This window comes from Micromonospora sp. 15K316 (genome assembly GCF_004348525.1).
Taxonomy (GTDB): domain Bacteria; phylum Actinomycetota; class Actinomycetes; order Mycobacteriales; family Micromonosporaceae; genus Micromonospora.
In genome coordinates, this window is sequence record NZ_SMKG01000019.1 from 1 (window position 1) to 24685 (window position 24685).

The following is a 24685-nucleotide window of genomic DNA, read 5'->3' on the forward strand; positions in this document are numbered from 1 at the left end:
GGTTGGGCCGGCCCCGCTTCCTGCTCTTTCGGCACCGACGAATGGCATGGATCACGACGATTCGCCGGGGCTCGGAAACTTAACCCATCATTGAAAACGTGAGCACCTGAGAATGCATCGGCCCGATAGGTGATGTTACTCGTCTTCCACGTCAATAGGCCCGCCTGAATAAGCTTCGACGAACTTAAGTTCGCGGAGTCGTTTCCGAGTCAGCCATTCGAGTCGCTGGGTCTGCAGGTGTAGGGTGCGACGTAAACCACCGCCACGGAGTTGGCGCTCGCTCACCAGTTGCGCAGTCCCTCCGGCATGTGCCGCTCGTCCAGCGATGCGCACATCTTCTTACCCAATCCGATTTTCCTTACCTTTTTCCTTCATTAATGGGCGGATGGGTCACGCTCGGATTCGTGCGCGACACATATGGGGGCGTCAAACGAGCGCCATCAGCGGCGTAGTGGTCTGATCAGTCAGACAGCCTTAGGGATTCCCAGGCAGATCGTACCATCCCGCTCGCAGTTCCTCAGGCCAGCACTGATTCTCGACGTAGTGTGTGAGGCGTCGGTCAATCTCGCGAACCCATTCGTTGCCCTTGGCTATTGCGTCGTTAGACGCTTTACTGGATTCCCGAACAACGCTGTGCGTCTCCATTAGCCACTCGAACACGTCGCCGATTTTTTCGAGTGAGAGCAGTTCCGGCTTCAGCTTTGCTATGCCCGTCATCCTCGGCTTCGCCGTCGAAAGAGCGAAAGCGGCTACGGATCGAGCAAGATGGAAACGCACATTCAATCGGTCCGGCCGAGTCATGTCTGAGTGAGAAGCGGCCAGATACTCGTCCACTCGCTTCATCAAGCTTATACAATTCAGGTAGGACGCAAAGTGAGCCTTAGAGTTAAACACTCTCTGGTACTCTCCATCCCGCACTAGTGCCGATGGGCGGGCTCGGGCCGAGTCTGGCGCGTGAAGCGCGATCGATGCGACAGCTTGAGCTAGCTCCAGCACTTCGACGATCTTTGCCCGGGGCTTTGTCTGATTTTTGTAGTAGTTCTTTTTCCGCTCGTAATAGAGGCCGTGCTTACCGAAAAACTCTTCAATATCGCGTTGAAAGGGCTCGGTGGCTCGAAGTGAAGCTACGGATACGCGATTCTGGCTGTTGGTGGCCTTGATGATCTGAGCGGCGAGCGATTCATTTGCGGCTTGGATCACCCGTACCAGCAACTGCCTATTGTCGTTATCTGATGAGCCCTGGGATTTCAATGCGATCGTGTGGAAGTGTTGAAAAATTGTTCGTGACGTTTGGTGACCGTTGACGATCTGAGGGTCTTCAATCTTCAGCTTTTTTCCGTTAGGTTGCAACCGCTTTGCCAAAATGGTGACACCGTTATTCAACCACCAGAAGTCAGCGAGGCTCTCATTGCCTTGCTTAAGAGACTCCGCTATCGCCTTGTTGATCGCGGTCGCGCCTTCAAACCCTCGAACATTCTCCTCAAAGATTTCGCCGCGCAGCTTTCCTTCTTCGTCGGTGATGAATTTGTAGTAGTCGGCCAGTGATACGAGGCAGACGAGTCCGCCCATCTCAGCGTTGATTGGCCCTTCGGAGACTCGCAGCTCCAATACCGCTGCTACGCGTTGCCGTGCTCGCGCATTTAACGAGCCAGCACCGACGAAGTCAATTTCCGGTGCCGCAACCGAAAACTCTTCCTTGATCTCCTTCTTGACCCGCTCGGCCTTCAGGAGAACTTTCTCGTTAGGTTCCTCCACCGACTTGGTAACGTAGCGAACGCGAACTGTCAGATCAGGGAATCGATCGGATGCGCGAACGAAGAGGGCTCTGAAAATTGCAAATCGTTCCAAAACCCTCTCGTTGAATTCGAGCCGAAGCGCGGGATTTTCCTCTAAGCGCAGGAGCAGAGGAAGATGGTCTATTAGCTTCTGAAGCGCTACCTCTTTGAACCCACGTTCGTTTTTGGCCTGAATAATTTCTAGCTCGATTTGCGGATTGTCGCGGCCTCCCGGGTCACTGTCGTCCTCCACCAGTTCACCATTGTAAAACGTGTACACCGCATCAATTCCGCCGTCGTCGGAGCCTTCTACGATCCCGTCCTCGATCTGTTGGTAAGAAAGGCCGTAAGGTCGAAGAATCGTATCGACAGCATTCAGGAGGAAGTATTCGTCGTCGGAAGCGTTTGGATGAGTCTCTTTCTTGCGTTGTTGAAGGCGAGCCTCCAACAGAAGGACTTCGTTCGGGGTGGAGGGCTGTGGACGCGACATCCGAGTGTCCCCTTGTGAATTAGAGGTAGGTCAACTATCGCTACGGCCAGCAGTGACCGCTCAACGTACCGCAGTCGAAAGGCTGTCTAGGGTCCGCGGCAGATCGCTTTTGCCCGGATGGGGCGTGAACATGCCGTATGCTTTAGTTATCAGTAACTGGAGGCGGCGGTCGTCGTGCAGCCCCCGACTCAGTTGAGCGACGGTTGAGAACCTGTGGTGCGAGTTCTCTGCCGCCGTGCTACTTCGGTCACTGTTTCCTGAACCAACTTGGCCGCTTGAGACGCGGGGAGATGTTCCCATACCCGTACGACAGTCCACCCGGCGGCCTTTAGGGATTCATCAACAGCAGCATCTCGAGCTCGATTGCGCTCCATCTTCTGATGCCAATATCCCGTTGGATCGGAGGGCATTCTTCCGTGTTGAGAACAGCCGTGCCAGAAGCATCCATCCACGAATACGGCCACTCTACGGCGCGTGAATACAACGTCAGGGCGCACGCTCCGTCCTGGTACGTTAAGACGCATGCCAACGCGGTATCGCATTCCATTGGCGAACAGTGCGCGTCGTAATGCGAGTTCGGGTTTGGTGTCTTTGCTTCGATTCGCCTTCATTGCGCGTGTAGCCGATGAAGGTGGCGGCGTTGGTGCAAGTCTTTCAAGCTTTGTCTGTGATTCCATGTTAAGAGCCGGAGAAGAGGTCATCAGGCTCCTCCACTACGCCTTCGGCTCCTTCGTTCTCGATTGGGCCGCCTAATGCTTCAAAGCGCCTTTTAGCCAAGGCGTTGAGCCGCTCGGTTTGGGTTACGAGAGTGCGACGCAGGCCCTTTGACACCTTCCGCTCGCTGATGTTCCTAGCAAGCAGTGAAATCGTCTGGGCGCGTCGAGCGATCCTCACGTCAGGATGGCTCCGATCGGGAAAGATCTCGTCGGGGATGATTACCCGGGTCACCGGCTCTGGCAGTTCCTGGAGAGCTCCCTCTGGGATGTCACCTTCGTTGAGAATTGCACCAAAGGCGCTAGCTGAGAGCAGCTGCCGGTACACGGTGTACTCGTAAGGGTCCAATGCGGCTTTTCGTTGCCTAGCTGGCATATCTCCGATATGCGGAAGCGACCACATGGAAATTGTGTGCACCTCGAAGGGGTCCAGGACATATTTGGCTACCGCGTCGGAACGTTGGCCAGTTAGATGCCGGCCCAGCCGGACGCCGAACCCCTCGGCCGTCTGGCCCACGTAGATTGGCTCGCGGTCGTAGTCGTAAAAGGCATATATGCCCGCCTTGGCCTGCCCGATGGTTTGGCTAGGACGCTGAGGGTCCGGCACCTTCAACGCTTGGGCGATGGCCTCGCGGATCGCTTGGACCTCGCGGGGGAGGACGTTCGTACCGAGGTCGATCTGGCGCGGCAACATGGGTGCCTCCGGGACAACGGGGAGTGATGTCCCGGAGAGGCTACCCGGCGCTCGTCACGCTGTCCGGCCGCAGGACCGGTAGGAGGTAGTTGTTACCGATCCATTCGATTACGTCTACCACCACGGCGTCGCCGAACCCGAAGAGCTGCTGGTTCGGCGTTCCAGCCAGGAGCTTGTAGTCGTGGGCACCCATGAGGTTGGCGTACTCGCGTGGCGTCATCCACCGTATTGCCTTGCTGCCCTTGCCGACGCGAACCAGAGCCTGCTTGCTCGACCCGCCGCCGGTGGTCCGGAGACACCCGGCGATACCGTCCTTGCGTAGCTCCCATACCGAGACGCCCTGCCGGGTGCGCCGGTAGGCGGTCCGGTGCGTGATGCTGTCGGCGGTGAGAAGGGCTTCGAACCGGGCCTTCTGGATCTCGCTCAGCGACTTGACGAACGCATCTACGCGGTCGTCGTTCCACCAGAGGCCGGGGTTGACATCCGCCTCAACGAAGCCTTCTAGGTCTTGCGGTCCCTCTGGCAACGACGGGAGGTTGATGTAGTGCATGCTGAGCGTCGCACGATGCTTTGCGTGAATGGCCTGCACCCAGGCTGGCCTTGTGTCGCTGGTCGGGGGGACCTCGGCTCGCGCGTGGGTCGGAAGTCTGTCCTTCTGGATGCCGATGATGAACATCCGTGGCCGTGATTGCGGCACGAAGTGCCGGGCATCGATCGCCAGGACATCCAGTGAGTAGCCGAACTCCGACAGGCGTCGCATGGCATCCTCAAGGTCCTTGCCCTTGTGGCTGGTCGCGAAGCCTTGGACGTTCTCAAGAAGGACCACCGACGGCCGTGGGCTCATGCCCTCCAAGATCCTGGCGAATTCCCAGAACATCCCCGACTGCTCGCCGACCAGACCGCGCCTGTTCCCGGCCAAGGAGAGGTCGATGCAGGGGAAGCTGCTGGTTGCTAGCTCGATACCCGTGGGTAGGTCGGCTGCCTCGACCTCGCGGATGTCCCGAACCTTGAAGTGATCGAAGGCGTCGGGGTAGTTGGCGGCGTAAGCATCGTACTTGGCCTGTTTGATGTCATTTGCCCACGCCACCTCGATCTGAGCGCCTTTCACACGCTCAAGGGCGGTTCGGACGAGTCCGATCCCGGCAAAGAACTCCGCGGCCCGGATGGGCGCACTCTCCATGCTTCCTCCCTCGCCCATCATCGCTGCAGCCTATAGGCGGCCTCGTCATGACCCCCCGGCGCGACACCCATCTGTGATGTTTCGATCATCCGTTCGACTGTTGGTGACCGCGTGGGTGCGGATCGCTGTGGCGCGTCTGCGCCGTCAACCTGGTCCGTCGACTGACCTGCCGGTGGTAGGGCTGCTGGCAACAGTGCCCGCCCTTGACGACGACTCCGGCCGTGTGGGCTGCGACTCGGACTAAAGTCCACAGCCGAGTCGGGGTGGGCGCGGACAGGTCGCGCAGCCGGCCAGGCGTCCGGCGGCGAGACCGTAGGCCAGCGGACGATGCTTGCGATGGTTGAAGTGCTCTTTCCAGGCTGCGTGGTGCTGGTCGGCTGGTTCATGGCACTCTTCTCGCTCCGGGCGGTACGGACGGTGACGTGCTTGCCCGAAGACTTCCGCATGCGTAGCCGTTGCGGGCACCCGTGACGCCAAATCGGGGTATCACGCCTGGGCGCTTGGCCGCGCCCGATGTCAGCCCGCCCGGTTGCTGCACTCCCACCGGCTTCCCTCGCGAGGTCGGTCCTCCTGCGGGCGCGCCGCCGGATGGCTATCCAGGCATCCCTCTCCGCCCGGCCATCTGAGTCACTTGGGGGCTGCCGGCCACTGCCTGGATTTCTGCGATCGGAACAGCTGGGCTCCCTTGGGCGATGCGGGTGTTGATGCAGGGCGTTGCGGCTTCTTGCCTCCGCGGCTCCTAGTGCTCAGCGACGAACGTGCCTTTGCCCTGCTGCCCTTCCACAAGCCCTCGGTCCCGAAGGATCCGTAGTGCCGCCTGCGCGGTCGACACGCTGACGCTGTACTGGTCGGCGAGCTGGGCATACGTGGGCAGCTTGTCTCCCACGGCCAGCTCTCCGCTGTTGATCTGCTCGGTGATTCCGTTGACGACACGTAGATAGTCCGCAGGTCGGTTGGGCATGTGATGGCACTCCTCGCTCGGCTCTCTGATTTGAGCACGAGGACCCCGCGAACTACAAGGAGCATGTTGACTTAGGTAAGTACGTCACCTAACCTCAGTGACGCGCAGTCCTCGCTCGGCAGCCTGGTGCTTGCGCTTGGGCGATTGCCCAAAGGTGTCGGGGCAGCGGCCGTGACAGATGTTGCTGCCTATCCAGGAGCTGTCCCGACACCTGCGCGGCCGAAGCCTGTTGGTTCGACGAGCGACTACGTGGCACTGGTCCGCAGAGACATCTAGCACAGCTCGCACCTATCGGGATGCGTGATGCGAACCGAAAGGCAGGCCCGGGGTGGGTGCTGGGCTCCGCCCGGTACGGACGCGCGGTCGGATCGGGCGACCCCGCCCGCCTCGGCACCCCAAGCGGTGACGGGATCCGTCGTCAGATGAAGGAGGGACATGGACGCGATCGAGGAGATCCTCGGAGAGCTACCACTACCGCCCTACGTGACCGCCGAAGACATCGGCTTCGCCGTCAAGGCGGTCACCGTGCACGCCGCCGAGCAGTGGCCCGACGGCCAGCGATGCCGCAACGACCACGCTGCACATCCGTGCCGGCTGCACCGCTGGGGCCGTCGAGTGTTGGACCAGCGCGGCCTCACCGACCGGCAGGTCCAGGTGCTGATCGCCGAGCAGGAGGCACCACAGCCATGATCTACGTGACCGGGGAGCGTCTTCAGCCGCCGCACGTCAGGCTGGCTTCGTTCGATCGCCGCTGGCGGGGGCTCGACCCGGCGCAGGTGCATGACTATCTCGATCGGGTCGCCGACGAGTTGGAACGCCTGCGCCGCGAGCTGACCACGGCGAACACTGAGGCCGAACGTATTCGCCAGGGGTTGCGCCAGTGGCAGTCGCGTCACAAGAGCTGCCACCATGCGCCCAACGGCAGGTGGCCGAGATGACGGTGCCCCGCTGGATCATTCACCTGCCCACCACGCTGACCAGCCTCGACGGCGTGCTCATCCTCACCACCGCTCTGCGTGAGTCGCTCGGTCACGTCACGGCCATCGACTTCGGGGAGACCACGCTCAGCGAGGAGGACAGTCAGTTTGTGCGTACCCGGATCTGGTGTGACGCCAGAGTCGACGACGGCGGCCGCTGCCTGCGGCGCGAGGGGCATGCCGGGCCGTGCGGCAGCGCCGGCGAGGAGCTGTCCCGATAGCTGCGACGGGTGGCGCCGAGGAGGCAGAACCCGTCGTCTGACGGATTCCATTACCCCGGCATCCACCAGCTGTGGCATCGGTCGAACTTCTCGCCGGTGCTACTTGAGGAGCACCTTCGGTGGGCTCGTGGTGGTGCCAGGCACCTGTTATCGGCGACGGAGCTCCGGGAAGGCTTGTTCGATGATCTCAACGAGCTGACGGGCGGACTCCGAGTTCAGCTGGATACTCTGACTCGATTTGCGCTCGCTGGCACGGTCGTCACTTCCGAAGGTGCTCAGGTGAAGCAGACGCTCCGAGCCGTCGTCGATTACGACGTGTTCACAGTCCACCTCTGTCGGATGTGCCTTGACTCGCTGCTGGGACGGCCCGAACGAACGTACGCGTGCCACAGATTCCTCCTCGACGCCAGCACGAATCACAGGGCAAAACTCATGATCTCCGCAGCAACGCGAGCAGGACAAGGTTCTGAACCCAACTGCCCTGCACAATGCTGACGGACGTAGCTTGGGCTGCCGGCCGCTGCGGGCGGCGCGACCAGCACGACGGCCCGTGCGGGGTGGCGGGGGAGTAGCTGCCGACGAGGCCACGTACTCACGCGTCTTTGCTGATTCGTCCGACGCGAGCGGGCGGGTTTGGCTGCGGTGTTCTGACGAGGACCAGAAACGTCGGCGCATTTTCCCAGGCCGGCTGGAGGGTGGTGATCGATTGCCAGCCCCAGGAGCGGTAGACGTTCCGAGCGGCGGTGTTGTCCGGGCGTACGAGAAGGGTGGCACGTTCCTCGGCTCGGCTGCTCATCAGCTCGTCATGCAGGGCCCGGGCGATGCCCTGCCGCTGCCATGCTCGGCGCACCAGTAGCTCGCTGATCGCGAAGGTGCGTCGCCCGTCTTCGCTCGTGAAGCCCTCGGGAATGGGCTTCTGAATGCCGTCCCACCACCGCGTGTCCGTAGGCAGCGGAAAGCCGTAGATGTAGCCGACGAGCTTTCCGTCGGTCGTCGCCGCCACGAGTTGCCACCCAGCCCTGGGCATGTGCATCGCGAGCTGGTGCCGGTATCGATCAGCGTTGTAGAGCGAGCCGTCCTCCGCGTGGGCGTCCAGGTATACGTCCACGAGCTGGTCGAGTAGATCCTCTGCCTGCTCCGCCGTGTAGTGCCGCACCTGCAGGTTTTCCAGCATCACACCAACGCCCTGTCGTACGCCTCGACGAAGTCGCGCGCCGGCGGGGCCGAACGACCTGCCACGGCGAGTCGGGATCTGACGTCTGCGAGGAGCCGGACTACCCGACCTGGTCGCACCTTACCTACCTCTGGCGGCGCTCTCATCCCTGTCAGCACTGTCTCACCCACCTCGTCGTGCTGACCCGCTGCCCGTGCGAGCTGCACGGTGTAGTAGACGCCGCTGTGATCCTTGCGACGGCTCTGCGTGATTCGCTCGGTCACGTCACGGCCATCGACTTCGGGGAGACCACGCTCAGCGAGGAGGACAGTCAGTTTGTGCGTACCCGGATCTGGTGTGACGCCCGGCTCGACGGCGGCGGCCGCTGCGGGCGGCGCGACCTGCACGATGGCCCGTGCGGGGGTGCGGAGTAGTAGCCTCCGGGAATGCCCGCCGCCTTGATCGACGACCTGCTGGCCGGTTTCACACCTGCCGAGCCGTACACCGCAGACTCCGCCGCCAGCGCGCCGCCGGCGCGCGGCGTGCACGTGGTCCTCGACGCGGGCACAGTCGTCTATGTCGGCTGGACGGGGAACCTGCGTCGCCGGCTGCGGCAGCACCTGACCGGCAGCCGGGACTCGTCGGTGCTGCACGAGCAGGTCGGCCAGCTCCTCGACACGCCGACCCGGGCGGCGACCGCCGAGGACATCGCCGACTGGCTGGGTCGGCGTGAGGTCCGCTGGCAGGAGACCGAGAACCCGGAGGGTACGAAGGACGCGCTGGTCCTGGCCCTCATGCCAGTCTTCAACCGTCAGGTGCCCAAGCCCCGCCGGACCACCTGACGGGTCGAGCTGCCGCCGAACCGGCCCGCACAAAGGACGGCCCGAAGGGACGCGGCAGCCGGGGCGCCACGGGCGCGCTACCAGCCCGACTACGCCACCCGGAGGCCGAGCAGGTCGGCGGTACGGTCCCAGAGGCGGGCCGCCAGCTGGGCGTCCGTGGCGTGCGGGTGCACCGGCCCGTTGGGCTTGAGGCAGTGGTAGTAGCCGCCGTTGGCCGTCTCCGGGTCCGGCATCGTGGCGAGGTGCACAAGCGGCGCGGCCCCCTCCGCGACGGTGGCCACCCGGCCCAGCAGGCGGTACCGGCAGAGCGCGGCGATCAGCGGGCTGTCCCGGTTGATCTCGGTGCCGGGCACCACGCCGGGGTGGAACGCCGTCGCGGTCAACCCGGTGCCCCGCGTACGGCGGGCCAGCTCGCGGGTGAAGAGAATGTTCTGCAACTTCGTCATCCCGTACCGGAGCAACTCGGATCGGGTACGCGCGCCTTCGAGGTCGTCGAGGTCGATGCCGGCGGAGCGGTTGGCCTTGCTGGAGGTGGAGATGACCCGGGCCGGGCCGGCGGTGGTGAGCCGGTCGAGCAGCAGGTTGGTGAGCAGGAACGGGGCCAGGTAGTTGACCTGGAACATCGTGTCGTGGCCGTCCTCGGTGCGGCTGCGCCGGGTCAGCACGACCCCGGCGTTGTTGGCGAGGACGTCGATGCGGGGGTAGCGGTCGAGCAGGGTGCCGGCGAGCGCGCGTACGTCGGCCAGCCGGGTGAAGTCGGCGACCAGGGGCTCGGCGCCGATCTCGCGGGCGACGGCTGCGGTCTTCTCGGGTGACCGGCCGACCACCGCCACGGTCGCGCCGAGCCGCACGAGTTGGCGGGCCGCTTCGGCGCCGAGGCCCGTGCTGGCCCCGGTGATCACGATGGTCCTGCCTGCCATGGGCCGATCGTTCACGGTATCCATCCTCGCGAATGAGAAGACGGCTCATCGTAGGAGATCGACCGGGGCGCCGGCCACCGACGTGACGGGCGTTTGAGACCTACAGCAGAGAGGGCGCCTGCCACCGGATCGGTGACAGGCGCCCTGGGAACGGCTCAGGTCAGCTGGTGCCGCCCGGCTGGACGACGCCGTTGACCTTCAGGGTGTACGGCGCGTACTGGGTGACCTGCTCGGTCGGCTCGTCGTAGGCGACCACGGCGACGACCTTCGGGAAGAGGCTCAGCAGGGCCAGCTGCACCCGGTTGAGGCTGAGGCTGGACTTGCCGTCGAACTCGAACTGCCAGGCCCGCGAGTGCTTCTCGTCGATGCCGATCAGGCGCACGTTCCAGTTGTCGACGGCGACCGGCTTGATCTCCGTGGGCGAGTCGAACGGGGCGAGGTCGCTGCCGTCACTGACCGTGGTGCCGCCGACGATGATGTCGTCGATCAGCCAACCGCCCTCGTTGACGCCGCCGTCGCTGAGGTAGCGGAAGCCGAGCAGGACGGACTTACCGGCGTACGCGGAGAGGTCGTAGCTGTGCGCCTCGAACCCGTTGGTGGTGCCGTTGACGCCCGGGCCGAGCGGCCCGTCGACGGTCTTGTCACCGGGGATGACGGTGTAGGTGGCGCCGCCGTCGGTGGAGACGGTGACGTAGCCGTAGTCGAAGCCGAACTCCGCGCCGTACTTGGCGACGAAGCGCAGCGTCGGGTCGGCGGTCGGCACGGTGACCGTGGTGACGGCATTCGCGTCGGTGTTGTTGCCGTTGCCGGAGAAGAGCACGGGGTTGCCCGCACGGTCCGGGTCGTTGTTCACCACGGTCCAGGCCAGCGGCTGCGCCGGCAGGGTCTTGGCGCCCTGGAACGACAGCGACCGCAGGTCACTACCGCGCAGCAGCTGCCCGTTGGCCTTCTGCAGCGGCACGTAGTCGGCGCCGTTCGGCGCCGCGCCCGGGGTGGCGTTCGCGGTCGGGTTCGCCAGGTTGACCGTGGAGCGCAGGCTCTTCGTGGTCACCCGGCTCTTCGACACGCCGAGCATGATCCCGCGGCGGGAGTCCCCGACGATCTTGTCGACCAGCGTCATCGTCTGGTAGTCGTGGATCACCTGGTACATGTCCTTGGCGCCCTCGGCCTTCAGCGCCGCCTTCAGGCTCGCCAGACCCTGCAGGTCACCGTCGTTGTGCAGGCGGTGGACGATGTCGTCGCCGTACCGGTCGTGCAGGAACTGGATGAACGCGTAGGCGTTGCCGTAGTCGGCCAGTACCGCGTTGGCGTTGGGGCTCTCGTCCCACAGGTTCAGCGAGTTCTCCGGGCCGCCGCAGTCACGCGGGTTCGCGTTGTACGGCGTCTGCACCGTGCCGAAGCCCTGCTGGCAGAAGAGGTGGCTGTCGGCGCCCGCGTCGAAGACCGTCGCCGTGGTGTCGACGTACCCGGTGATCGTCTGGGCGAAGTCGGAGAGGCCCTCGTTGAGCCAGACACCCTCGAACGGGTCGGTGTAGTACTGCGCCAGGTGCTGCCACTCGTGGGCGAAGGTGCCCTCGTAGCTGAACGGGCGCGCCGGACGGCTGGTGCACAGGTCGTCGGTCGGCTCGTTCGGCGGGTTCGCCCCGGTGCGGTGCAGCCAGTCGAACGCGTCGATGGTCATCACGTTGCGGTCGAACAGCTCGTTGAGCTGCGCCGAGAAGAAGCCGGCGACGTAGGTCGGCGCCTCCGGGAACTGGTAGAAGTTGTCGTCCCGGACGTTGTCGACCAGGGTGACGGTCTTGTTGCCCGCCCCGGTGTAGACGCCGCCGTTGCCGTCGGCGTCCGGCCCGACCTGGGCGTTGGTGCCGTCGCGGTCCGGCGGCCGGCTGAACGCCGCCGTCTCCTTCGGGTACATGTTGGTGTCGAACTCGTGGACGAAGTTCTGCACCTGCTCGTCGGTGATCTGCGTCGACGAGGCGACCTGGTTCCGGCAGTCGTTCGCCGGGAACGCGACGTCGTTGGCGACCCACACCTCGACGTTGTCGCCGACACCCCGCAGCGTGTAGTCCTTGCGGTAGTAGGTGCCCTCGATGTCGTCGAGCCCGAGCCACTGCCGGACGGTGCCGACCGCCGGCGTCTGCGCCGCGGCCTTGGCACCCGAGCGCGCCTGGGCGCGCGGCTGGTAGCGGGCCGGCGTGGCGACCTCGTGGCCGTCGACCTTGAAGTGCTTGCGCGCGAGTTCGCGGGTGTCGTCGCTGGGCCGGTCGTTCTTCGCAACCGGCTGGGCGGGAGCGGCCGACGCGGTGGACGCGGGAAGGACGCTGAGGAACGGTACGACGAGTGCGATGGCTGCGGCACCGGCTATCCGGGTGCGTGCCATGAGCCCCCCTTGGGTGTGCTGAATCCGGTGGACGGCGCTCCGTTGCAAGCCACCGGGATGTCATCCACGTTCGTACGCCGCTTGGTTGCCCTTGGCAATGACTTCCGCCCATGATCCACAGCACCGTCCACAAGGTAGGCCGAGCCCAAGCGTGCGTTGAGCCTGTCGTAAGCATCGAAGCATGTGAGAACGTTATTTCTTTGTGTGATCGCTTCGATGCAGGGGGTGAGCGGCATGGGGGTCGCCGGACAGCCGTCCCGGTGGTCGATCGAGAAGTTTGGACGAGAGCTGGCGCGGGACCTTCGATCCCGGATACCCAACGCTCTTCGCCGAGCGGTCGAGCTGGCGCAGGACGCCCGGAAGGCCTCCGCGCTGGACACCGACCATGCCTTCGGCCCGGTCCGCTGGAAACAGCAGTACGAGTCGCTGCACGAGCAACTGCGGGACCTGCCCGCCGTGACAGACGTTCATCCCCCTGGCACCCAGGTGCGCGTCACCATCTGCCAGGATCATTTACTCCTGCCCTGGCTGTACGCACGACGCCGCGGCGTCGACATGCGCAAGGTCGGCGGGCCGGTGAAGAGCCAGCTGGTTCGCGACCTGCTGATCCTCTTCGGCCCGAAGTCGGATTACGAAGAACCCACTCTGCCGGACATGCCGCTCAGCCCGGACGAGGCGCGCGATCGCACCCTCCTCCGCGAGGCGATCGAGCGGCTCACCCCTCGGCCGAAAGTGCTGCTCATCGGTTTCGCCTGCAACTCGGATGACGGGTTGCTCGCCGTCTCGTGGGGAGAGGCGGCGCTCGCGCCGGGCCGGAAACTGGAATGGGGTCCCGTCGAAGATCTGTCCACACCGAACTAATTCCGTACCACTTGTCACCTAGCTCGTCTCGCACAACCTTGCCGGGTGGTGTCCGACCAGCGCCCAACGGCTGCCGGATAAGCCCGCCTTAGACCACAGTTCGCCGCAGTGTCGATCGGTGTCGGGTAGATCGTTCCGTCTTGTCGGGAGGGTCAGGGCATGACTGCTTCCACTACTGGGCTCACCGGCTTCCGCCGGGCCGGCGCGATCGCCGCCGCCGCGCTGGCCGCGATCAGCCTCGGTGTCGCGCCGGGCGCGCGCGCCGAGGCCGCCACCGGCACGCTTCCCCTGGGTGACGTGGACCTGATCGAGGTCACCACCAGCAGCACCCTGGCCAAGGGCGTCACCCTGACCCGCATCGTGCGGGGCACCGAGCCGGCGCCCGCTGACCAGATCAACACCACCACACGCGGCCCGTGGGTCGTCAACGTCCTCACCATCGACCCGCGCAGGGCGCGCGGCCACCTGAAGGCCACCTACGGCCCGGACCTCGCCAAGGTCGAGAAGACCACCGATCTGGTACGCACCTCGGGCGCGCTGGTCGGCGTCAACGCCTCCTTCTTCACCTTCACCGCCAGCCAGCTCTACCCGGGCGACCCAGTGGGTCTGGGGCTGTTCGGCGGGAAGCTGCTCAGCGAGCCGGTCACCGACCCGGCCGAGGCGAACTTCATCGTCGACGCGAACACCAACAAGGCGATCACCGGCAAGCTGAGCTGGTCGGGCAGCGCCCGGAACCGGAAGACCGGGGCCACCCTGCCGCTGGAGTTCATCAACCACCCGCCGGTGGTCCCCGCGGGCTGCGCTACCCTCGCCGACCAGACGCAGTGCGCGCTGACCGGCGACGTCGTGCGGTTCACCCCCGAGTTCGCCGCCGCCACCCCGTCCGGCGCTGGCGTGGAGGTCGTGCTCGACAAGCGCGGCTGCGTGGTGCGTACCGCCACCACCCGGGGCACTGCGCTCGCCGCCGGGCAGACGTCGCTGCAGGCGACCGGCGCGGAGAGCGCCGCCCTGCTCGCCCTGGGGGCGAAGGGCTGCGTCGAGCAGACGTCGACAGTGACCGACCAGAACGGCGAGAAGCTCGCGCTGCGACCCGGCCTCTTCGGGGTTACCGGCCGGTACCAGCTGACCAAGGGCGGCCAGATCGTCGTGCCCGACGGCGCCCCCGGTGACAGCTTCTTCGGCCGGAACCCGCGCACCATCGCCGGCACCACCCAGGACGGAAAGATCGTGCTCGCCACCATCGACGGCCGGCAGACCACCAGCGTCGGCACCACCATGGACGAGACGGCGGCCGTCGCCCAGGCGCTCGGCATGACCGACGCGATCAACCTCGACGGTGGCGGCTCCACCACGATGGCCGTCGCCGGTTCCCTGGTCAACCACCCCGGCGGGTCCGAGCGGGCCGTCGGTGACGCGCTCGTCTACGTGGACGGCCGGTACCACAACGGGAACTGAGCCATCGGCACCAGCACGCGGGTGCGGCCGGCCTCACGTCGGCCGCACCCGGGCGTCGTTGCGGGACGTGACCTCCGGAGGCGGTCTCGACGGAGGTTTCGGTGCGGGTGGTCTGACGGGAACGCGATAGGCGCCGGGCGCGAATCCGACACGCAGCAGAATGAGGGGAGTTCACGCCGCCGTTGATCCCTGACATTCATGTCAGGGTGCCGATAGAACGGCGATTTCTTCGATCAGTCTCCGTCGATAGCGTGGCGCGCAAAGGCCGTCACGAAAGGCGGACGATGAGCTACCGAATCCCTTCACTGTCCCGGCGGCGCGTCCTGGTGGGCGTCGCCGCCGCGGCTTCGGCGGCGACTGTCGCCGGGGCGAGCGCGGCGCACGCCGCGCCACCCACTGCCCGCCCCGCGCAGCCCCTGGTCACCCGGGACCGCATCGCGGGCGCTCGCCTGACCAGCGGGCCGGTCCGCGTCGAGGCGGACTTCGCCGACCGGCTCGACGACTGGTTGGCGTTCTGGTCGGCCAACTCACCCCGCCGGTTGAGCAGCCCGGTGGAGGTGGACGGCGAGGCCGACGCCACCGGCGCGGCGTTCACGCTGCGTGCCATCCGGGTCGTCCGCGACGACCAGCCGGTCGAGGCGTTCACCGCCGGCCGGGTCGACGCCGCGCACCTGGCCACCCTCGCCAGCCTCCACCACCACTTCCCGCTGGTCGGCGTCGAGGCCGGCGGCGGGCTGCGGGTGACCGACGGAGCCGCCGGCTTCACCGGCGGGCCCGAGCAGCTGGCGTTCGCGGTCACCGCCTGCCGCGAACTGTGGGGTGTGCGTACGGCCGACTCCGCCGCGTGGCGCGACCAGGTCGGCGGGCGGCGGGCCGACGCGTGGGCGGCGTTCACCAGGGAGAGTCTGCGGCGCGGGCTGCGGACCGAAGCGTAACGACCATCGGAGGTAGACATGGCACGCAGCGAGTTCCGGTTCGTCGTGGACGGCGTCGAGCTGACCACCGAGCAGCAGAGCCTCATCGCCGGTGAGATCCAGAAGGCGGGGCTGAAAGCCCTCGCGGTCGCCGGCACGAGACTGACCAACCCGCTCTCCGTCGGGCACGCCAACCTGAAGCTGCGCCCCGAGTGGTACGGGCTCTGGGTCCTCGACGGCCCGTTCGCCGACGAGCTCGGCAAGAAGATCAACGACATCGGTTTCTGGGTGCAGCGGTGACCGAACCGGTCCACCGGCCGGACCCGCCGGAGCGGATGTGCCCGAGTACGCCCGCGGCCAACGCCACGGTCTTCCTCGGCATGATCACTCCGGCGGGTCAGGTCGCCTACGTCACCCCGCAGATGCCCGCCGACGTCGCCCTCGCCGCGGCCGATCCGGACCGGCCGGTGGAGTCGCAACTGCGTCTCGCCGGGCCCTGCGTCACCACCTCGTGCGGCTTCTGGACCGGCGCCCACTGCGGGCTCGGCGAACGCCTCGCCGCCTCGTACCAGGAGACCACCGGCGAGACCGAGGCCGACCTGCCGCGCTGCGCCATCCGGCGCAGTTGCCGCTGGTACGCCGAGCAGGGCCGCTCCGCCTGCGCCGCCTGCTCCTACGTGGTCACCGACGCCCGCTGACCTCCCGGCCGGCCGCCCACGGATCGGGGCGGTCTCCGGTCTCTCGCTCGACAGCGCTCCCCGTGTCGCCCGGGGGCGAGGGTCAGCACCTCGGATGCTTCAGAGCTGAATCGTTTGCGACATCAGGTGTCGGGCTGGCGCAAGGACGGTGTCGGGGTTGGTGCGAAGGACGGTGTCGGGGGCTGGTGCGCAAGAACGGGCCGTAGCCCGTCCAGTCGCTGCGCCCGAAGAGCGCCTGCGACAGCCCGTCCGTGATGCGTTCGCGACCTCAGCTCTGAAGGAGACGAGGTGGACGTCCCCGCGCGACCAGCCGGGACCTGCCATGCCGTTCTCCCGCAGCCCCGACCGTGGTCGGGGCTGCGGCGACCCGAGCCGCCGTCGACGGTCGGCCGGTCAGGCGCCCGGCGCCTGGTACTTGAGCTGCTGACGGGTGGCCTCGTCGACCTCCTCCGGCGTCAACAGGGGGGTGACCCGGGTGTCGACGCCACCGGCCGCCCGGATGGCGATGGCCAGCGCGGCCGCCGTCTTGTGGTCGGGCAGTTCACACACCACGTACGTGTCGTACTCGCCGAGGCCGAAGGAGAGCGACTCCACCCGACCGCCGAGATCCTCGATCGCCTTGGTCGCCACCTCGGCCCGCTTGCTGCCGCCGTCCTTCATCAGGCCCTTGATCCCGTCAAGGGTGAAGGTCGACCAGAGCAGGAACTTCGCCATCTCGACGTCACCTCTCACGCATCGGGCCGCCACGCGCGGGCACCGGGTCGGCGTACCACGCTCGTGGTCAGCTGCCCTGGCGCTGCACCCGTCCGCTGCCCTCGACCTTGGCCCGCCCCTGGTTCCGCTCCGAGCCGGAGGTGCCGGTCGCTGCCCGCAGGTGCCGGCGTTCCGGCGAGCGCTCCACCTCCGAGCCCTGCCGGCCCCGCGCGCCGCTGCCCGGATGCCGCCGGCCGCGCGCCGACTCGCCGCCAGGATCATGCTTGTTCGGCTTCTGGCTACCCATGGCCGGCGCGTACCCGGTCCGCCGACGGCTAGTCCTCCGCCGCGGCCGACGAGCCAACCCGCGCGCCCCCGGCCTCGCAACCGTGGCTCCCCTCCTCCGCTCGCTGTTTACCGATGCCCAGGCCGGGAATGGCCGGCTGGTCGGAGGTGCAGCCCCGGCACTCCGCAGGTAGGGAGGAGGGGCCAGCAATGCAGCAACGGATCGAGCACCACCGGGCAACCGTTGACGGCGTCGCCCACCACTACCTCATCGCGGGCGACGGTCCGACCCTGCTCCTCATCCATGGGTTTCCGCAGACCTCCCGCGAGTGGACGCCGCTGATCGAGCGTCTGGCGCCCCGGTTCCGGGTGGTCGCACCCGACCTGCGCGGCCTGGGTGGATTCCCCGGTCCGGCGGGCGGCTACGACAAGATGACCCTCGCCGCCGACGTTCACGGCATCGTCGAGCAGGCCGATGCCGATGGCCCCGTTCTCATCTGCGGCCATGACATGGGCGCGTACGTCGGCTTCGCGTACGCCCTGAGCTACCGCGACGAGGTCGCCGGTCTCGTCACCGTCGACGCACCGTTGCCGGGCACGGCACTCGGCGACAGCCTCTCCACCAATCCGCGTACCTGGCACATTCCGTTCCACTCAAACGTGGACGTGGCCCACCTGCTCATCAGCGGACGGGAGCGGGAGTACATCGACTACTTCGTCTCGTCCCGCAGTTACGACCGCTCCGCGATCACGCCGGAGGACATCGACTCCTACGCCGCCGCGTACCGGGCCCCCGGCGCGCTGCGGGCCGGCCTGGAGATGTACCGGTCCCTCGCCCAGGACAGCACCGACAACAAGGCGGCACTGTCCAAGGGCCGGCTGAGCGTCCCGGTCGTCGTGGTCGCCAGCGGCGTGACCGCCGTGCCGGACGCGCTCGAGGCGATGGCTGGGGAGATCGCCGAGCACCCTCGGGTGGAAATCGTCGCGCAGGCCGGTCACTGGATCCCCGAGGAGAAACCCGACGAATTGGCGAGGATCATCACCGACCTCGCCGGTGGGACCACGGAAGCCGCACGATGACCGGTCAGACCGCGGAGCTCATCTTCTGGCCGGGCAGCCTGGGCGAGCGCGGCTTCGAAGCGGTGCTGGACGCCGCGCAGGCCGGAGGCTTCGCCGCCGCGGCCCTCAGCCCGCTGATGATTCACAACCTGCTTGACTCCGGCCGGGACGGGCCGCAGCTGCGTGCCGAGGCCGCCGCGCGCGGCGTCCGCCTGGCGCAGCTCGACGGCGCGACCAGTTGGGCGCCGATCTGGTACGGAGAGGAGATGGCGGCTCCGCTGCGGGAACGGTTCGACTTCTCCGAGGACCGGATCCTCGACCTGGCCGAGGCCGCCGGCATGGATTCCGTCCTCGCCGCCGGAGCCTTCGACCCCGGCGCCGTGCCGCTGGACGAGCTGGTCACCTCGTTCGCGACGTTCTGTGACCGGGCCGCCGAGCGCGACATCCGGGTGGAGCTGGAGTTTGTGCCGTTCTGGGGCGTTCCGAGCCTCGCGGTCGCCTGGGACATCGTGCGCGGTGCCGACCGGCCGAACGGAAACCTGATGATCGACACCTGGCACCTGCTGAAAGGCTCGGCCGACCCGCAGGCCGCCCTGGCGCTGCTCCCCGACATTCCCGGTGAAAAGCTCACCGGTCTGCAACTGGCCGATGCGCTCACCGCGCCACAGGCCGAGACGCTCTACGGCGAGGGCCGCTTCCGTCGATTCCCCGGCGACGGTGAGTTGCCACTGGACCAGGTCGCCCGGCTGCTGCTCGACAAGGGTGGTCTCGTCCGCGTGGGAGCCGAGGTCTTCGGCGAGGCCGTGGACAGCCTGGACCCTGCGGCCGCGGGTGCTCGCGCGGCGGCCACCGTCACCGCGACGTTGGCGCGTGCCGCCGCATGAGCATCCCGAGCGCTGACCGCGCAGCCCCACGGGACACGAAGCGAGGAGACGGACGCGATAGCTCTGCCCTGACGGGCTGTCCCGCGCCGCCGACGCCGTAGCTCGACCGGCCCGCGCCGGAAGGTTGCCGGTAGGGTGCGGGCAGCGGCGAGTGGGGGTGAGGGCGCGTGCTGGCTGGGCTGACGTTGCCGCCCGCGGTGGAGGCGGAACGGGTCGTCGGGGCGGTCCTCGACGATCTGCGCTCCGGCGAGCACCGCGGCGTGGTCGTCGACTCGCCGCCCGGCGCCGGCAAGTCGACACTGGTCGTGCGGGCCGCCGCCGAGCTGGCCGAGGCCGGCGAGCCGCTGATCATCGTGGCGCAGACCAACGAACAGGTCGACGACCTCATCGACCGCCTCGCCCGCAAGGCACCCGAGCTGCGCATCGGCCGCCTCTCCGCCGCCGACTACCAGCCCTCGGAGCGGGTGCGGGACCAGGCGACGGTGCGGGTGGCCGCGAAGGTCGCGGACCTCGGCGACCCGGCCGTCATCATCGGTACGGCCGCCAAGTGGGCCACGGTCACCGAGGGCCGCTGGCCGTGGGCGATCGTGGACGAGGCGTACCAGATGCGGTCGGACGCCCTGCTGCGCGTGGCCGGCAGGTTCGAGCGCGCGCTCTTCGTGGGCGACCCCGGTCAGCTCGACCCCTTCTCCACCGTGGAGACCGCCCGCTGGACCGGCCTCAGTTGGGACCCGATGCAGTCCGCGGTGGCCGTGCTGCTGCGCCACAACCCCGACCTGCCCGTGCACCGGCTGCCGGTCTCGTGGCGGCTTCCTGCGTCGGCCGCGCCGGTGGTGGCCCGGGCTTTTTACCCCTTCACCGGCTTCCGCGCCGGAACCGGCCCGGACGACCGGGTGCTGTCGCTGACCGGGCCGGGGAGGGGGGACGCGGTCGACGCCGCGATCGAGGTGGCCGCCGCCTCCGGCTGGGGGCTCTACGAGCTGCCCGAGCGGCACACCCTGCGTACCGATGAGGAGGCCGCCGCGGCGTGCGCGGCGCTCGCGGTGCGGCTGCTGGAACGCGGCGCGGTCGCCGTCTCCGAGCATCGCCCGGAGGGTGCGCCGGTGACCGCCGACCGGATCGCCGTCGGGGCGGCCCACCGGGATCAGGCGGCGGCGATCCGCGCGCGGCTCGGCGCGGCCGGTGCGGGCATCACCGTCGACACCGCCAACCGGCTCCAGGGCCGGGAGTATGACGTGACGATCGTGCTGCACCCGCTCTCCGGCCGGCGGGACGCCACAGCGTTCCACCTGGAGTCGGGGCGGCTCTGCGTGCTGGCGTCCCGGCACCGGCACGCCTGCGTCGTGGTGGCCCGCGACGGGATCTCCGACCTGCTCGACGCGCACCCGTCGACCGAGCCCATGCACCTCGACGTGCCGGTCAAGTTCCCGGACGGCTGGGAGGCGAACCACTCGATGATCAACTATCTGCGGGAGCGTGGCCTGCGGAGCTGAGCCGCAGGCCACGCCCCCTGATCGGTCGGTCAGTGCCGGCCGACGAAGATGCCGATGCCGTTGGCGACCGCCCGCTCCGTACCGTCGGAGGGGTTGTTGCGGGCGGTGGCCGCCGACTGGCCCGGCTCCTTCACGGCGACCGTGGTGGAGCCGCCACCGTCGAGGTTCACGGCGGCGTCCGCGCCGAGCGTGCGCATCAGATCGGCCAGCTCGGCGATCGTGAAGCCGGCGCTGGCGGGCGCGCGGCCGGCCAGCGCGACCAGGTAGACCGTCCGGCCGTCGGCGCTGACGCCCGCCGAGCTGCGTACGGCGGCGGTCTTCGTGTCCAGACCGGCGAGCGGCTGCCCGTCCCGCAGGATCGGAGCGCCGCCGACCGCGAAGGTCAGCTTCGGCTTCCCGGCGGAGACGAGCTTCTCGTCCACCTTCACCCGGTCGCCGACGACCAGGTCGTCGAGCGCGTCCGCGCCGGCCTCGCGGCCGACCAGCACCTGCGTGTCGTCGGGGATCGCGCCCGTGCCGGGCGTGCTGCTCACCGAGGTAACCACGCCGTCGCGGACGGTCACCTCGTAGGTGTGGGTGCTGCACGGGTCGAGGCGGCTGGTGTCGCTGCCGCAGGTCGACCGGACCCGGTTGGCGCTGCCCCAGTCCGAGGTGAAGACGCCGACGCCGCCGACCGGCAGCGCGTACTGGTTGAGGCCGGCGAGGGTGATGGTGCCCTTCGCGGTGCGTACCTCACCGGCCAGGCTCAGCGTGTCGACGCGCGCCTTGCCGTTCACACCGACGCCGAAGACGTCGCGGGTCGTGGTGCCGGGGGCGAGTCCCGGGCCGAAGCGCTGGGCGTTCGGTACGGCGAACTTCAGGTCCTCGCCGTGGGCGATCTCCGGGCCGGAGGCCGAGCCGGTCGGCGCGACACCGGCGTGGGTCTCGCTGATGTTGAAGAAGTCGCCGTTCACCCCGGCGACGGCGCCCTGGTTGTTGGTCATCGCGGAGACGACCTGGCGCTGCGCCACGGCGTCGGGGTGCAGCAGGTCCAGGGAGACCTTGTTCTTGTGCAGGTCGGCGGTGAGCAGGTAGCCGACGGTGACGCCGCGCGGCGTGGCCACCTGGAACGAGCCGTACGTGACGCCCGGGGCGAGCTGCTCGGACGAGGTGAAGGTGATCGGGGCGTCCACCGATGGCGTGGCCGCGGGCGCGGCCTCGGCCTGGGCGGCGCCGGGCGCCACGAGTGTGCTCAGCCCGGCGGTGAGCAGCAGCGCCAGACCGGGGCGTACGAGGGTCGATGACCTCATCGCCGCTCCTCTCTTTCTCGGGATCCGGGTCGGTGCCCGGCGGGTCGAGCCGGCCCGGCCGAGGGCCGGACCAGCGGAGACGTCCCGATGAGCCGATCACGTACGGGTGAACGGGCGAGATGATCAAGCTGAACCGCGGGTGCCGTCTGCTGCCTCGACGCCGGTTACCGAGGGGGGCGACGGTCCGGTCAGGGCCGGCGGCGGTGGCGTTCGGAGGCCCGCGCGTGGGCGTGCCTGATCAGCCGCTCGACCTCGGCGAGGCTGCGCGGGCCCGGGTTGAGCACACACGCCCAGGCGGCCGTGCCGTAGACCGGGTGCGGCAGCACCTCGTCGAGCGCGCTGACGTCCACCGAGGCCCGTCGCTCGTCCGCCTCCGCCGGTGGGTAGCCGAAGATCCGGTGGAACTCGCGCCGGCCGAGCTCCAGGTTGAGCCGGAAGACGCCGGGCCGGTCGAGCCGGGACTCCTCGTCGAAGCCCGCCATGTCGCGCTCGCCGATCGTGGCGAACGGCTGGCGGCGGTCCGGGCCCACGTAGAAGAAGCGCCAGCCCCACGCCACCTCGGGGGCACCCGACTCCTCGGTGGCGACGAGCAGTTCGACGCCGGGCAGGGCGAGGATCCGCTCGGTGATCTCGTCGGCGGTGACTTCGTCGGTGTCGGGGGAGTGCGGTTCGGCAGTCATGGCCTAAACCGTATCGTTGAACCTGCGTTTGAGACTTTCGCCGGATGTTGAGCAGGAGACCTGCGTTGAACCCTCGAACCGCAGGACCCACCTACCGGCCCGTGGACCTCGCCCGTGAGCACGGCATCTCCACCCAGGCCGTACGCAACTACGAGCGCGACGGCCTCCTCCCCGCCGCCGAGCGCACCGCCAGCGGCTACCGGGCGTACACCCCGCTGCACGCCGCCGCGCTCCGTGCCTACCTGGCGCTCGTCCCCGCGTACGGCTACGGGGCCGCCGCCGAGATCATGCGGGCCGCGACCCGCGGCGACGTCGACGCCGCGCTGCGGGCCGTGGACCACGGCCACGCCCAGCTGCTGCGCGACCGGGAGACCCTCGACGCCGTCGAGGTGACAGTGGGCGTGCTCACCGCCGCGCCCACCGGGGATCGGCCCGCCCGGCCGCTGACCGTCGGCGCGCTCGCCCACCGCCTCGGCGTGACCCCGGCGACGCTGCGCAAGTGGGAGCGGGCGGGCATCCTGACCCCGGTTCGGGACCGGCCCACCCGGCAGCGCCTCTACGGCCCGGACGACGTGCGCGATGCCGAGCTGGCCCACCTGCTCCGCCGGGGCGGCTACCTGCTCGACCACATCGCGACAGTCATCCGGCAGGTACGCGCGGCCGACGGCCCCGGGCCGCTCGCCGCGTCCCTGGACGGGTGGCGGCAGCGGCTCGCCGCCCGGGGTCGCGCCATGCTGGTCGCCGCCGCCCGTCTCGGCGACTACCTCACGGCGGCCGAGCGCTGATGGTTCCGTTGAGTGCTCACCGGCCTCCAGCTACAGGGAAGGGGCCGGTTGCTCGGGTGGGCCCCCGCGGGCCCGGATGCCGTCCGCGACGGCGACGCCCAGCAGGACGAGTGTGGCGGTGAGGCCGGCCACCAATGCGGGTGCGAGCATCAGAGCGGGGCCGGCGACGATCAGCACGAGCAGCGCGACCAGTCGGGACGGTGACACCCGGCTGAACACCTCGTATTCGAACCGGGCTCGTCCGGCCATGAACAGCGCAGGGCCGCCGAGCATGATGCCGGCCAGCCAGGGCGTGGCGCGGTCGGCGGGGTGGGCGATGACGACTTCGAAACCAGCGGAGGCGACGACCACGCCGGCCACCATGAGCAGGTGGGTGTAGGGCGCGGACCGTACGAAGCCGCCCGGATCCCGGGAGGATTCGATGGTGGCTTGGAGCAGGGCGCCGGCGCGGTGGACGTAGATCTGCCACAGCAGCACGGTGGCGCCGAACGCGATCACGAGCGCCGCCGTACGGTCGGGCGCCACCCCGTGCTCGGCATAGGTCAGGGTGGTGACGAGGATGAGATCACCAAGGGCGAGAGTGAAGAATTGCTGGTAGCGCTCCGCCAGGTGGTCAGCCGCCACCCGGTACTGGGACAACGGCACCCGACCGAGCCGGGGCGTGGGGTAACGGAGCCAGGCTGCCCCGTAGTCGATGGCGAGCGCCGCGGCCCATAGCGAGCCCCGCGCCCAGCCCGTCACGAGCGCGCCGGCCAGCCACGGAACCGCGGACAAGGCGAACCAGAAGATGAACCGGCCGGCGTGCATTCGCGCCGCGCGTCTGCGTAGGGCGGCATTCAAGAAGATGCCACGCCCGACGTGGATCGCCACGTATGCGCCCGCGAAGACGAGCGCGTGATCGGAGAAGGCGGTGGGCAGCGCGCCTGCCATCAGGATGGTTCCGAGCATGGCCCAGAGCGTCATGACGAAGATGGGGGGCCGCTGCGCGTTGTAGAGGTCGGTTGCCAGTGCGGTGACGGACCAGACCCACCAGATCGCCATCAGCAGCACCGTGGTCTGGTAAGCCCCGGCCCAGCCGAGATTCTGCGCCAGGTTTCGCGACGTCAGGGCGAGCGCGGCGACGAACACCAGGTCCAGGAAGAGCTCCAGCAGGGTTGCCCGCTGTGGCCCCTCACCCTTCCGGGCCAAGCCCACCGCATGGTCGATCGTCATCAGTTCCCCGTCTACTGACTCCGGGTCTCGAGGGACTGGAGAGCGACCTGCGGCAGGCGAAACCGACCGAG

Annotated in this window: 26 protein-coding genes and 1 pseudogene; 14 read left to right on the forward strand and 13 right to left on the reverse strand. The window is 68.0% G+C overall.

Going from position 1 to position 24685, the window contains the following annotated elements; translation table 11 throughout:
* Positions 1-474: 474 nt before the first annotated feature.
* The 5 genes from E1211_RS07180 to E1211_RS07200 form a co-directional block, all read right to left on the reverse strand.
* Positions 475-2265: an AIPR family protein gene (locus tag E1211_RS07180; protein WP_132346685.1), complete on the reverse strand. Its 1791-nt coding sequence runs from the start codon at positions 2263-2265 to the stop codon at positions 475-477.
* A 188-nt stretch (positions 2266-2453) separates the two neighbouring features.
* A complete protein-coding gene (locus E1211_RS07185) occupies positions 2454-2966 on the reverse strand; it encodes a very short patch repair endonuclease (protein ID WP_371686132.1) in 513 nt (170 codons plus the stop codon).
* Positions 2944-3672, reverse strand: coding sequence for a GIY-YIG nuclease family protein (locus tag E1211_RS07190; RefSeq protein ID WP_132346687.1), 729 nt, complete (start codon positions 3670-3672; stop codon positions 2944-2946). Before E1211_RS07190 ends, E1211_RS07185 begins: the two co-directional genes overlap by 23 nt.
* Positions 3673-3712: 40 nt before the next feature.
* Entirely contained in the window at positions 3713-4852 is a 1140-nt protein-coding gene (locus tag E1211_RS07195; RefSeq protein ID WP_207915289.1) for a DNA cytosine methyltransferase, read from the reverse strand.
* Between the two features lie 739 nt (positions 4853-5591).
* Positions 5592-5813, reverse strand: coding sequence for a winged helix-turn-helix domain-containing protein (locus tag E1211_RS07200; RefSeq protein ID WP_132346689.1), 222 nt, complete (start codon positions 5811-5813; stop codon positions 5592-5594).
* Positions 5814-6248: 435 nt separating this feature from the next.
* Between E1211_RS07200 and E1211_RS07205 the strand changes: the two genes are divergently transcribed.
* The 3 genes from E1211_RS07205 to E1211_RS07215 are packed head-to-tail and all read left to right on the forward strand — an operon-like array spanning position 6249 to position 7011.
* On the forward strand, positions 6249-6503 hold the full coding sequence (locus E1211_RS07205; protein WP_132346691.1) for a hypothetical protein: 255 nt from the start codon (positions 6249-6251) through the stop codon (positions 6501-6503).
* Complete coding sequence (locus E1211_RS07210; RefSeq protein ID WP_132346693.1) at positions 6500-6751, forward strand: DivIVA domain-containing protein; 252 nt, start codon at positions 6500-6502, stop codon at positions 6749-6751. Before E1211_RS07205 ends, E1211_RS07210 begins: the two co-directional genes overlap by 4 nt.
* Positions 6748-7011 (forward strand): hypothetical protein, encoded by a 264-nt coding sequence (locus E1211_RS07215; RefSeq protein WP_132346695.1) that lies wholly within the window; start codon positions 6748-6750, stop codon positions 7009-7011. Before E1211_RS07210 ends, E1211_RS07215 begins: the two co-directional genes overlap by 4 nt.
* Positions 7012-7603: 592 nt before the next feature.
* On the opposite strand, the gene E1211_RS07225 is transcribed toward E1211_RS07215, so the two are convergent.
* Entirely contained in the window at positions 7604-8185 is a 582-nt protein-coding gene (locus E1211_RS07225; RefSeq protein ID WP_132346699.1) for a GNAT family N-acetyltransferase, read from the reverse strand.
* Between the two features lie 176 nt (positions 8186-8361).
* Here E1211_RS07225 and E1211_RS33870 point away from each other — a divergent pair.
* Positions 8362-8595 (forward strand): annotated as a pseudogene (locus E1211_RS33870) (hypothetical protein); the annotation flags it as partial.
* Between the two features lie 15 nt (positions 8596-8610).
* Positions 8611-9006, forward strand: a complete 396-nt coding sequence (locus E1211_RS07235; RefSeq protein WP_132346703.1) for a GIY-YIG nuclease family protein — start codon at positions 8611-8613, stop codon at positions 9004-9006.
* A gap of 89 nt (positions 9007-9095) precedes the next feature.
* Here the strand turns inward: E1211_RS07235 and E1211_RS07240 are convergent, their stop codons facing one another.
* The gene (locus E1211_RS07240; protein ID WP_132346705.1) at positions 9096-9926 is read right to left on the reverse strand and encodes an SDR family NAD(P)-dependent oxidoreductase; all 831 of its coding nucleotides are present in this window, start codon (positions 9924-9926) and stop codon (positions 9096-9098) included.
* 160 nt (positions 9927-10086) lie between these two features.
* The gene (locus E1211_RS07245; protein ID WP_132346707.1) at positions 10087-12306 is read right to left on the reverse strand and encodes an immune inhibitor A domain-containing protein; all 2220 of its coding nucleotides are present in this window, start codon (positions 12304-12306) and stop codon (positions 10087-10089) included.
* A gap of 216 nt (positions 12307-12522) precedes the next feature.
* Between E1211_RS07245 and E1211_RS07250 the strand changes: the two genes are divergently transcribed.
* The 5 genes from E1211_RS07250 to E1211_RS07270 all read left to right on the forward strand — a co-directional run bounded on the left by E1211_RS07250 (position 12523) and on the right by E1211_RS07270 (position 16234).
* Positions 12523-13167, forward strand: coding sequence for a hypothetical protein (locus tag E1211_RS07250; protein ID WP_132346709.1), 645 nt, complete (start codon positions 12523-12525; stop codon positions 13165-13167).
* A gap of 159 nt (positions 13168-13326) precedes the next feature.
* Positions 13327-14622, forward strand: coding sequence for a phosphodiester glycosidase family protein (locus E1211_RS07255; RefSeq protein WP_132346711.1), 1296 nt, complete (start codon positions 13327-13329; stop codon positions 14620-14622).
* Between the two features lie 284 nt (positions 14623-14906).
* Positions 14907-15557, forward strand: coding sequence for a hypothetical protein (locus tag E1211_RS07260; protein ID WP_132346713.1), 651 nt, complete (start codon positions 14907-14909; stop codon positions 15555-15557).
* A gap of 18 nt (positions 15558-15575) precedes the next feature.
* The gene (locus E1211_RS07265; RefSeq protein WP_132346715.1) at positions 15576-15836 is read left to right on the forward strand and encodes a hypothetical protein; all 261 of its coding nucleotides are present in this window, start codon (positions 15576-15578) and stop codon (positions 15834-15836) included.
* Complete coding sequence (locus tag E1211_RS07270) at positions 15833-16234, forward strand: hypothetical protein (RefSeq protein WP_243709389.1); 402 nt, start codon at positions 15833-15835, stop codon at positions 16232-16234. Before E1211_RS07265 ends, E1211_RS07270 begins: the two co-directional genes overlap by 4 nt.
* A 393-nt stretch (positions 16235-16627) precedes the next feature.
* On the opposite strand, the gene E1211_RS07275 is transcribed toward E1211_RS07270, so the two are convergent.
* Both E1211_RS07275 and E1211_RS07280 read right to left on the reverse strand, forming a co-directional pair.
* The gene (locus E1211_RS07275) at positions 16628-16948 is read right to left on the reverse strand and encodes a GYD domain-containing protein (RefSeq protein ID WP_132346717.1); all 321 of its coding nucleotides are present in this window, start codon (positions 16946-16948) and stop codon (positions 16628-16630) included.
* Between the two features lie 67 nt (positions 16949-17015).
* A complete protein-coding gene (locus tag E1211_RS07280) occupies positions 17016-17234 on the reverse strand; it encodes a hypothetical protein (RefSeq protein ID WP_132346719.1) in 219 nt (72 codons plus the stop codon).
* Between the two features lie 188 nt (positions 17235-17422).
* Between E1211_RS07280 and E1211_RS07285 the strand changes: the two genes are divergently transcribed.
* From E1211_RS07285 to E1211_RS07295, 3 genes are all read left to right on the forward strand, one after another.
* Positions 17423-18292 carry an alpha/beta fold hydrolase gene (locus tag E1211_RS07285; protein ID WP_165947199.1) on the forward strand — a complete coding sequence of 290 codons (870 nt, stop codon included), beginning with the start codon at positions 17423-17425 and terminating at the stop codon, positions 18290-18292.
* Positions 18289-19155 (forward strand): sugar phosphate isomerase/epimerase, encoded by an 867-nt coding sequence (locus E1211_RS07290; RefSeq protein WP_132346723.1) that lies wholly within the window; start codon positions 18289-18291, stop codon positions 19153-19155. The genes E1211_RS07285 and E1211_RS07290 overlap by 4 nt, the downstream gene beginning before the upstream one ends.
* A 170-nt stretch (positions 19156-19325) precedes the next feature.
* On the forward strand, positions 19326-20648 hold the full coding sequence (locus E1211_RS07295; protein ID WP_371686133.1) for an AAA family ATPase: 1323 nt from the start codon (positions 19326-19328) through the stop codon (positions 20646-20648).
* A gap of 29 nt (positions 20649-20677) precedes the next feature.
* On the opposite strand, the gene E1211_RS07300 is transcribed toward E1211_RS07295, so the two are convergent.
* Positions 20678-21937, reverse strand: coding sequence for a phosphodiester glycosidase family protein (locus E1211_RS07300; RefSeq protein WP_132346725.1), 1260 nt, complete (start codon positions 21935-21937; stop codon positions 20678-20680).
* Between the two features lie 188 nt (positions 21938-22125).
* Positions 22126-22617 carry a DUF6194 family protein gene (locus E1211_RS07305; RefSeq protein WP_132346727.1) on the reverse strand — a complete coding sequence of 164 codons (492 nt, stop codon included), beginning with the start codon at positions 22615-22617 and terminating at the stop codon, positions 22126-22128.
* Positions 22618-22682: 65 nt separating this feature from the next.
* Here E1211_RS07305 and E1211_RS07310 point away from each other — a divergent pair, with 65 nt between their 5' ends.
* Positions 22683-23402 carry a TioE family transcriptional regulator gene (locus E1211_RS07310; RefSeq protein WP_243709391.1) on the forward strand — a complete coding sequence of 240 codons (720 nt, stop codon included), beginning with the start codon at positions 22683-22685 and terminating at the stop codon, positions 23400-23402.
* A 30-nt stretch (positions 23403-23432) separates the two neighbouring features.
* Here the strand turns inward: E1211_RS07310 and E1211_RS07315 are convergent, their stop codons facing one another.
* Positions 23433-24614: a low temperature requirement protein A gene (locus tag E1211_RS07315; protein WP_132346731.1), complete on the reverse strand. Its 1182-nt coding sequence runs from the start codon at positions 24612-24614 to the stop codon at positions 23433-23435.
* Between the last annotated feature and the right edge of the window lie 71 nt (positions 24615-24685).

Bases quoted from the DNA above. Each gene is read 5' to 3' on its own strand.
- E1211_RS07180 (WP_132346685.1), bottom strand. From the start codon at position 2,265: ATGTCGCGTCCACAGCCCTCCACCCCGAACGAAGTCCTTCTGTTGGAG.
- E1211_RS07185 (WP_371686132.1), bottom strand. From the start codon at position 2,966: ATGACCTCTTCTCCGGCTCTTAACATGGAATCACAGACAAAGCTTGAA.
- E1211_RS07190 (WP_132346687.1), bottom strand. From the start codon at position 3,672: ATGTTGCCGCGCCAGATCGACCTCGGTACGAACGTCCTCCCCCGCGAG.
- E1211_RS07195 (WP_207915289.1), bottom strand. From the start codon at position 4,852: ATGGAGAGTGCGCCCATCCGGGCCGCGGAGTTCTTTGCCGGGATCGGA.
- E1211_RS07200 (WP_132346689.1), bottom strand. From the start codon at position 5,813: ATGCCCAACCGACCTGCGGACTATCTACGTGTCGTCAACGGAATCACC.
- E1211_RS07205 (WP_132346691.1), top strand. From the start codon at position 6,249: ATGGACGCGATCGAGGAGATCCTCGGAGAGCTACCACTACCGCCCTAC.
- E1211_RS07210 (WP_132346693.1), top strand. From the start codon at position 6,500: ATGATCTACGTGACCGGGGAGCGTCTTCAGCCGCCGCACGTCAGGCTG.
- E1211_RS07215 (WP_132346695.1), top strand. From the start codon at position 6,748: ATGACGGTGCCCCGCTGGATCATTCACCTGCCCACCACGCTGACCAGC.
- E1211_RS07225 (WP_132346699.1), bottom strand. From the start codon at position 8,185: ATGCTGGAAAACCTGCAGGTGCGGCACTACACGGCGGAGCAGGCAGAG.
- E1211_RS07235 (WP_132346703.1), top strand. From the start codon at position 8,611: ATGCCCGCCGCCTTGATCGACGACCTGCTGGCCGGTTTCACACCTGCC.
- E1211_RS07240 (WP_132346705.1), bottom strand. From the start codon at position 9,926: ATGGCAGGCAGGACCATCGTGATCACCGGGGCCAGCACGGGCCTCGGC.
- E1211_RS07245 (WP_132346707.1), bottom strand. From the start codon at position 12,306: ATGGCACGCACCCGGATAGCCGGTGCCGCAGCCATCGCACTCGTCGTA.
- E1211_RS07250 (WP_132346709.1), top strand. From the start codon at position 12,523: ATGCAGGGGGTGAGCGGCATGGGGGTCGCCGGACAGCCGTCCCGGTGG.
- E1211_RS07255 (WP_132346711.1), top strand. From the start codon at position 13,327: ATGACTGCTTCCACTACTGGGCTCACCGGCTTCCGCCGGGCCGGCGCG.
- E1211_RS07260 (WP_132346713.1), top strand. From the start codon at position 14,907: ATGAGCTACCGAATCCCTTCACTGTCCCGGCGGCGCGTCCTGGTGGGC.
- E1211_RS07265 (WP_132346715.1), top strand. From the start codon at position 15,576: ATGGCACGCAGCGAGTTCCGGTTCGTCGTGGACGGCGTCGAGCTGACC.
- E1211_RS07275 (WP_132346717.1), bottom strand. From the start codon at position 16,948: ATGGCGAAGTTCCTGCTCTGGTCGACCTTCACCCTTGACGGGATCAAG.
- E1211_RS07280 (WP_132346719.1), bottom strand. From the start codon at position 17,234: ATGGGTAGCCAGAAGCCGAACAAGCATGATCCTGGCGGCGAGTCGGCG.
- E1211_RS07285 (WP_165947199.1), top strand. From the start codon at position 17,423: ATGCAGCAACGGATCGAGCACCACCGGGCAACCGTTGACGGCGTCGCC.
- E1211_RS07290 (WP_132346723.1), top strand. From the start codon at position 18,289: ATGACCGGTCAGACCGCGGAGCTCATCTTCTGGCCGGGCAGCCTGGGC.
- E1211_RS07300 (WP_132346725.1), bottom strand. From the start codon at position 21,937: ATGAGGTCATCGACCCTCGTACGCCCCGGTCTGGCGCTGCTGCTCACC.
- E1211_RS07305 (WP_132346727.1), bottom strand. From the start codon at position 22,617: ATGACTGCCGAACCGCACTCCCCCGACACCGACGAAGTCACCGCCGAC.
- E1211_RS07315 (WP_132346731.1), bottom strand. From the start codon at position 24,614: ATGACGATCGACCATGCGGTGGGCTTGGCCCGGAAGGGTGAGGGGCCA.